Genomic DNA, 6557 nt, shown 5'->3' on the forward strand with positions numbered 1-6557 from the left:
CCCGCTGCGCGTGTGGCTACAGCAGCGGCACCAGCAGCAACGCCACGATGTTGATGATCTTGATCAGCGGATTGATCGCCGGGCCGGCGGTGTCCTTGTACGGGTCGCCGACGGTGTCGCCGGTCACCGCGGCCTTGTGCGCCTCGCTGCCCTTGCCGCCGAAATGGCCGTCCTCGATGTACTTCTTGGCGTTGTCCCAGGCGCCGCCGCCGGTGGTCATGGAGATGGCCACGAACAGCCCGGTGACGATGGTGCCGATCAGCAGGCCGCCGAGCGCGCGCGGGCCCAGCAACAGGCCGACCACGATCGGCACCGCCACCGGCAGCAACGAGGGCACGATCATCTCGCGGATCGCCGAGCGGGTCAGCATGTCCACCGCGCGGTCGTACTGCGGCTTGCCGGTGCCCTGCATGATGCCGGCGATCTCGCGGAACTGCCGCCGCACTTCCTCCACCACCGCACCGGCGGCGCGGCCCACCGCTTCCATCGCCATCGCGCCGAACAGGTAGGGGATCAGGCCGCCGATCAGCAGGCCGATGATCACCGTGTGGTCGGACAGGTCGAAGGCGAAGGTTTCGGTGGGGTGCGCGGCGCGCAGGTTGTGGGTGTAGTCGGCGAACAGCACCAGCGCTGCCAGCGCCGCCGAGCCGATCGCATAACCCTTGGTCACGGCCTTGGTGGTGTTGCCGACCGCGTCCAGCGGGTCGGTGACCGCGCGCACCTCCGGCGGCAGTTCCGCCATTTCGGCGATGCCGCCGGCGTTGTCGGTGATCGGGCCGTAGGCGTCCAGCGCCACGATCATGCCGGCCATCGACAGCATCGCGGTGGCGGCGATGGCGATGCCGTACAGGCCCGACAGCGCGAACGCGCCCCAGATCGCGGCGCACACCGCGATCACCGGCAGCGTAGTGGACTTCATCGAGATGCCGAGCCCGGCGATGATGTTGGTGCCATGGCCGGTGGTCGAGGCCTGCGCCACGTGCTGCACCGGCTTGTACTGGGTGCCGGTGTAGTACTCGGTGATCCACACGATCAGCCCGGTCAGCGCCAGGCCGATCAGCGCGCAGCCGTAGAGCTTGCCGGCACCGGCGGCGGTGTCGCCCATCAGTTGCTGGGTCACCGGCCAGAACGCCAGCGCCGCCAGCACCGCCGAGACCACCACGCCCTTGTACAGCGCGCCCATGATCGAGCCGCCCGGGCGCACGCGCACGAAGAAGGTGCCGACGATCGAGGCGACGATCGACACACCGCCCAGCACCAGCGGATACAGCACCGCGTTGCGCCCCGCCTCGGCGGCCATCAGCCCGCCCAGCAGCATCGTTGCGATCACCGTGACCGCATAGGTCTCGAACAGGTCGGCGGCCATGCCGGCGCAGTCGCCGACGTTGTCGCCGACGTTGTCGGCGATCACCGCCGGGTTGCGCGGGTCGTCCTCGGGAATGCCGGCCTCGACCTTGCCGACCAGGTCCGCGCCGACGTCGGCGCCCTTGGTGAAGATGCCACCGCCCAGGCGCGCGAAGATCGAGATCAGCGAACTGCCGAAGGCCAGGCCGACCAGCGCATGCAGGCTGTCGCCGACGCTGTGTCCCAGCCATTGCAGCAGGCCGTAGTAGCCGGCCACGCCGATCAGGCCCAGCCCGACCACCAGCATCCCGGTGATCGCGCCGCCGCGGAACGCGACCGCCATCGCCGGCGCCAGCCCGCGCCGCGCCGCTTCGGCGGTACGCACGTTGGCGCGCACCGACAGGTTCATGCCGATGTAGCCGGCGACCCCGGACAGCACCGCGCCGATCGCGAAGCCGCCGGCGGTGTACCAGCTCAGGAACACCCCGACCAGCACCAGCAGGACCGCGCCGGCGATGGCGATGGTCAGGTACTGGCGGTTGAGGTAGGCGCGGGCGCCTTCCTGGATCGCATCGGCGATCTGCCGCATGCGTTCGTTGCCGGCGGGCTGCGCCAGGATCCAGCGCGTGGAGACGATGCCGTAGAGCACCGCCAGAGCCGCGCACGCCAGTGCCACGGTGACCGCATATCGTTCCAGCATGACCCCTCCCAAGGATGTGGATGGCGCCCAAGCGCTGGACATACCGGGGGATCACACCGTAGGAGCTGAAGCATGCAACGACTCCGCGGCCACAACGCGCGCCGCTGGTGCGTATCGCAATGTCATCTGGCCTGAACGTGGGCGAGTATGCGCCTGCCTCCGTGATGCCGCCAGCGACCAGGCAGGGCGTCTCACTTTTGGCGTGCGGTTCAGTCTGTGCGTGGCAGCGTGGCGCATCGCTTCCCAGGAGCCCTCCGATGCAATCGACGATTTCCCCAAGGCTGCGCGCACGCGCCTCGATCGTGGCCCTCGGCCTGTGTGCGCTGGCGCCGCTGGCCGCTGCAGCCGCCGACCCGACCCCGGAACTGCAGCGCCCGGCCAGCGCGCCGCAGGCGGTGGGCGTGGTGCATACCATCCGCCAGATCCCCGAGGCCTGCGTGCGCTTCGAGGGCGAGTACACCGGCGATGCGGCGCAGCCCTACCGCTTCTCCGCGGTGCGCAGCAGCCCGACCTGCCAGCCGCGCGCCAGGTTGGTCGAGTTCGACCAGGCCAGGCCCAGCGAGGCCACCGGCTGGAAGTTCAACGATCTGATCCGCGTGCCCAGCGCCGCCTGTCCGTCGCAGCAGGCGGTGGTGCGGGTGTGGCGCAAGCCGGTGGCGCTGAACACCGAGCGCGATGGCCAGGGCCAGTCGCGGATCTATCTGGAAGAGGCCAAGCAGCAGGCGGCCGCCGGCAAGGTCCCGCAGGTGCCGCAGTTCACCGCGCAGATGACGGTGGAGGGCAAGGCCTGCCGCTGAGCGGGAGGATTGTCGAGCCGCCTCGGCCGTCACGCCTGCATCGCGCAGGCAGGGCGGCTGCGATCGGCGGTACGTATGCGCGACGGTGATGTGGCTGTCGTCAGGCCGCACAGGCACGGCGCATGCGATCCCTGGATGCCTGCGTAAAGCAGGATCCAGGACAGGCTTGGCGGCTTTGCGCTTTGCGTTGCTGTCGCAGTTCTTGACCGTTGCCGATCCGTCGCATGCGGCGTGCGCGGAGCCTCAGGTCGGCACGTTGCCGGTGTGCCGTCGCTGCCATTCGTCGGCGACGTCGCCCATGGTCTTGGCGACGCCATTCCTGATCCAGGCCATGAACGCGCGGTCGAACGCGAAGCCGTCGCCGCACATGGTCACGAGGAAGCGGCGCACGTTCTGCGTGTTGCGATAGTGCTCGTCCACCGGCGTCGCACGGGTGATGGGGTCGCTGTGCCAATCGAAGCGCATGTGGCCGGACGCGCTGCTTGGGTCTTCGTGCGTGTCGCGCATCCTGGTGGCCTCGTCTTCTCTCAAGCTGCAGGCAATCCGACATCCGTGGTGGATGCGTCAGGATCCCTGCAGCGTCCTGTCGCGATCCCCCGATCGGTCCGGCGCAGCGCCTGCAGAGGCTGGCGCCAACGGCGACATCCCGCGCGCGACGGCATGCGCCGATGACGTCATGCCGATTGGGCGCCCGCGCTGTCAGCCCTCCCAGGCCGGCAGCTTCTTCTTCACCGCCACGTTCTTCAGTGCCACGTACTTGGGCAGGCCGTCCGTGCCGTAGGGCAGCGGCGCCTCGCCGCGGATCAGCGGCTGGAGATAGCGGCGCGCCTTGTCGGTGATGCCGAAGCCGTCCTTGCGCAGGAAACCGGCGGGCATCTTCTTCTCGTGGTTGGCGACCTTGTGCAGTGGCGCCGCCTCGATCTTCCAGCGGTACGGCACATCGCTGCTGCGCACGATCGCCGGCATCACCGCGTTCATGCCCTTCAGCGCGAACTGCACCGCGGCCTTGCCGACCGCCTGCGCCTGCTCCCAGTCGGTGCGCGAAGCCAGGTGGCGGGCCGAACGCTGCAGGTAGTCGGGCAGGGTCCAGTGCACCTTGTAGCCAAGTTCGGCCTTGACCTTGCCGGCCAGGTAGGACGCCACGCCGCCGAGCTGGCTGTGTCCGAACGCATCGGTGCCGCCGCCGGCATCGGCGACGAAGCGGCCGTCGGCGGTCTGGATGCCTTCGCTGGCCACCACCACGCACCAGCCGACCTTGTCCACCACCTTGCGCACCTGCGCCAGGAAGGCGGCCTCGTCGTAGGCGCGTTCGGGGAACAGGATGATCTGCGGCGCGTCGTCCGGCGATTGCGCGGCCAGGCCGGCGGCGGCGGCCAGCCAGCCGGCATGGCGGCCCATGGCCTCGTAGACAAATACCTTGGTCGAGGTTTCGGCCATCGCCGCCACGTCCAGCGCCGCCTCGCGCACCGACACCGCGGTGTACTTGGCCGCCGAGCCGAAGCCCGGGCAGGTGTCGGTGACCGCCAGGTCGTTGTCGATGGTCTTGGGCACGCCGATGCAGTGCAGCGGGTAGCCGAACGCCTGCGCCAGCTGCGAGACCTTCCACGCGGTGTCGGCCGAATCGTTGCCGCCGTTGTAGAGGAAGTAGCGCACGTCGTGCGCCTGCAGTACCTGCAGCAGGCGCTCGTACTTGGCGCGGTCGGCCTCCAGCGACTTGAGCTTGTAGCGGCACGAGCCGAACGCGCCGCCGGGCGTATGGGCCAGCGCGGCGATCGCCGCCGCCGACTCCTTGGAGGTGTCGATCAGGTCCTCGCGCAGCGCGCCGAGGATGCCGTTGCGCGCGGCCAGCACCTTGACCTTGCGCGCCCGCGCTTCGCCGATGACGGCGGCGGCGCTGGCGTTGATGACGGCGGTGACGCCGCCGGACTGGGCGTACAGCAGGGTGCCTTGGGCCATGGTCGGGGTTCGCTCCTGGGGTGGGGACATTGCCGGGACATTGCCTGGATGCGGTAAGCTGGGGCTCTAGCGGTGCAGCGCAGGCGTGGCCCCCGAGTCTAACGCCGCCGGCCGCGCACGGTACTTTCCTCGAGGAGTCAGGTTGATGCGATTGGTTCTGTTGGGACCGCCCGGATCGGGCAAGGGCACGCAGGCGGCCCGCCTGAAGGACAAGCTGCAGATCCCGCACATTTCCACCGGCGATCTGCTGCGCGCCGAAGTCGCCGCCGGCACCCCGCTGGGCGTGCAGGCCAAGGAAGTGATGGCGCGCGGCGACCTGGTCTCCGACGACATCCTGCTCGGCATGCTCGAATCGCGCCTCGGCCGCGACGACGTGCGCAACGGCTTCATCCTCGACGGCTACCCGCGCAACCTGGCCCAGGCCGGCGCGCTGGACGAACTGCTGGCCAAGCTCGGCCAGCCGCTGGACGCGGTGGTGCAGCTGGACGTGGCCAACGAACTGCTGGTCGAGCGCATCGCCGGCCGCGCCAAGGCCGAAGGCCGCGAGGACGACAATCCCGAGTCGGTGCGCAAGCGCCTGCAGGTCTACACCGATTCGACCGCGCCGGTGATCGGCTTCTACGACAAGCGCGGCACGCTGGCGCGGGTCGATGGCGTCGGCTCGCTGGACGAGGTGCTCGCCCGCATCCTGGCGGCGATCGGCCGCTGAGGCGGCACGGCACGCCGGCGCCCGCCGCGGGTGCCGGTCGTGCAGACGGCGCCGTACCGGTGGCGGTGCGCCTCCCGTCACCACGCGCAACGCCCGCCCGTACGAGCGGTTTCCGCCGCGACACGCATACCTGCTAAGGCCCGTCGCGGCTGAAGCCGCTCCTGCGGCGCTAAAGCGACGTAAGGACATGTCCTGCTGCGCTGCGCACAGCGAGTAGCCACCGTGGGCGCGCATCCCGCCTGCCAATGGAGGGCCGGGATCGGGGAAAGAAGGTGCCAGCGAACGGGCTTGCTCAGAGCCCCACGACATGAGCTCCCTTGGGGATGGTCTCTTGGGGAGTAGAACCACAGGGTGTCGAGGCTGGCCCGTTCATTTTCGGCGTCGGCTCCCGACTTTCCTATCGGGGACTTTCCTCAGCGGATGTGGGGGATTCCCTACTTGACGGCGCCGCGCCGCGATTGCCCCGGATCGGTCCCACGGCCTGCCTGCCACGGCCAACGGCCGCACCTGCGCCGGTTTGCGTGCGCCGGGGGATCGGCGACAATCCGGCCATGAGCAAGATCCATATTCTCGGCATCGCCGGTACGTTCATGGGCGGTGTCGCCGCGCTGGCGCGCGAACTCGGCCATGCGGTCGAGGGCAGCGACCAGGCGATCTACCCGCCGATGTCCACACAGCTGGAACACCTTGGCATCGCGCTGAAGCAGGGCTACCTGCCCGAGCACATCGCCGCGGACTGCGACCAGGTGATCGTCGGCAACGCGCTGTCGCGCGGCAACGCGGCGGTGGAGGCGGTGCTCGACGCCGGGCGCGCCTACACCTCGGGTGCGCAATGGTTGAGCGAACAGGTGCTGCCGGGGCGCGACACCCTGGCCGTGGCCGGCACCCACGGCAAGACCACCACCACCAGCATCCTGACCTGGCTGCTGCAGGCCGCCGGGCGCGAGCCGGGCTTTCTGATCGGCGGAGTGGCCGAGGACTTCGGCGTGTCCGCGCGGCTGGGGTTGCCGGTCGCCGAACCCTCATCCGGCGCTGCGCGCCACCTTCTCCC

The 6557-nt window shown here is 69.8% G+C and carries 6 protein-coding genes; 3 read left to right on the forward strand and 3 right to left on the reverse strand.

Features of this window, described 5'->3' with window-relative positions; translation table 11 throughout:
- Window positions 1-16: 16 nt before the first annotated feature.
- Entirely contained in the window at window positions 17-2044 is a 2028-nt protein-coding gene (locus tag CEK68_RS10650; protein WP_152239339.1) for a sodium-translocating pyrophosphatase, read from the reverse strand.
- A gap of 257 nt (window positions 2045-2301) precedes the next feature.
- On the opposite strand from CEK68_RS10650, the gene CEK68_RS10655 reads away from it, so the two are divergent.
- Window positions 2302-2841 carry a hypothetical protein gene (locus CEK68_RS10655; protein WP_152239340.1) on the forward strand — a complete coding sequence of 180 codons (540 nt, stop codon included), beginning with the start codon at window positions 2302-2304 and terminating at the stop codon, window positions 2839-2841.
- Between the two features lie 243 nt (window positions 2842-3084).
- Here the strand turns inward: CEK68_RS10655 and CEK68_RS10660 are convergent, their stop codons facing one another.
- Together CEK68_RS10660 and CEK68_RS10665 are read right to left on the reverse strand one after the other, a co-directional pair.
- Window positions 3085-3348, reverse strand: coding sequence for a DUF6434 domain-containing protein (locus tag CEK68_RS10660; RefSeq protein ID WP_152239341.1), 264 nt, complete (start codon window positions 3346-3348; stop codon window positions 3085-3087).
- A 192-nt stretch (window positions 3349-3540) separates the two neighbouring features.
- Window positions 3541-4797 (reverse strand): 6-phosphofructokinase, encoded by a 1257-nt coding sequence (locus CEK68_RS10665; protein ID WP_152239342.1) that lies wholly within the window; start codon window positions 4795-4797, stop codon window positions 3541-3543.
- A gap of 145 nt (window positions 4798-4942) precedes the next feature.
- Between CEK68_RS10665 and CEK68_RS10670 the strand changes: the two genes are divergently transcribed.
- Both CEK68_RS10670 and CEK68_RS10675 read left to right on the forward strand, forming a co-directional pair.
- Window positions 4943-5506 carry an adenylate kinase gene (locus CEK68_RS10670; RefSeq protein ID WP_010343370.1) on the forward strand — a complete coding sequence of 188 codons (564 nt, stop codon included), beginning with the start codon at window positions 4943-4945 and terminating at the stop codon, window positions 5504-5506.
- 551 nt (window positions 5507-6057) lie between these two features.
- Window positions 6058-6557: Mur ligase domain-containing protein (locus CEK68_RS10675; RefSeq protein ID WP_226977840.1), on the forward strand; the 500-nt coding region annotated here is incomplete at its 3' end.

The sequence above is a fragment of the Xanthomonas sp. LMG 12461 genome, from assembly GCF_009192935.1.
In the GTDB taxonomy this organism is placed as follows: Bacteria; Pseudomonadota; Gammaproteobacteria; order Xanthomonadales; family Xanthomonadaceae; genus Xanthomonas_A; species Xanthomonas_A sontii.

Excerpts from the sequence above, each read along its gene's own strand:
- CEK68_RS10660 (WP_152239341.1), bottom strand. The coding sequence starts at position 3,348 with ATGCGCGACACGCACGAAGACCCAAGCAGCGCGTCCGGCCACATGCGC.
- CEK68_RS10650 (WP_152239339.1), bottom strand. The coding sequence starts at position 2,044 with ATGCTGGAACGATATGCGGTCACCGTGGCACTGGCGTGCGCGGCTCTG.
- CEK68_RS10655 (WP_152239340.1), top strand. The coding sequence starts at position 2,302 with ATGCAATCGACGATTTCCCCAAGGCTGCGCGCACGCGCCTCGATCGTG.
- CEK68_RS10670 (WP_010343370.1), top strand. The coding sequence starts at position 4,943 with ATGCGATTGGTTCTGTTGGGACCGCCCGGATCGGGCAAGGGCACGCAG.
- CEK68_RS10665 (WP_152239342.1), bottom strand. The coding sequence starts at position 4,797 with ATGGCCCAAGGCACCCTGCTGTACGCCCAGTCCGGCGGCGTCACCGCC.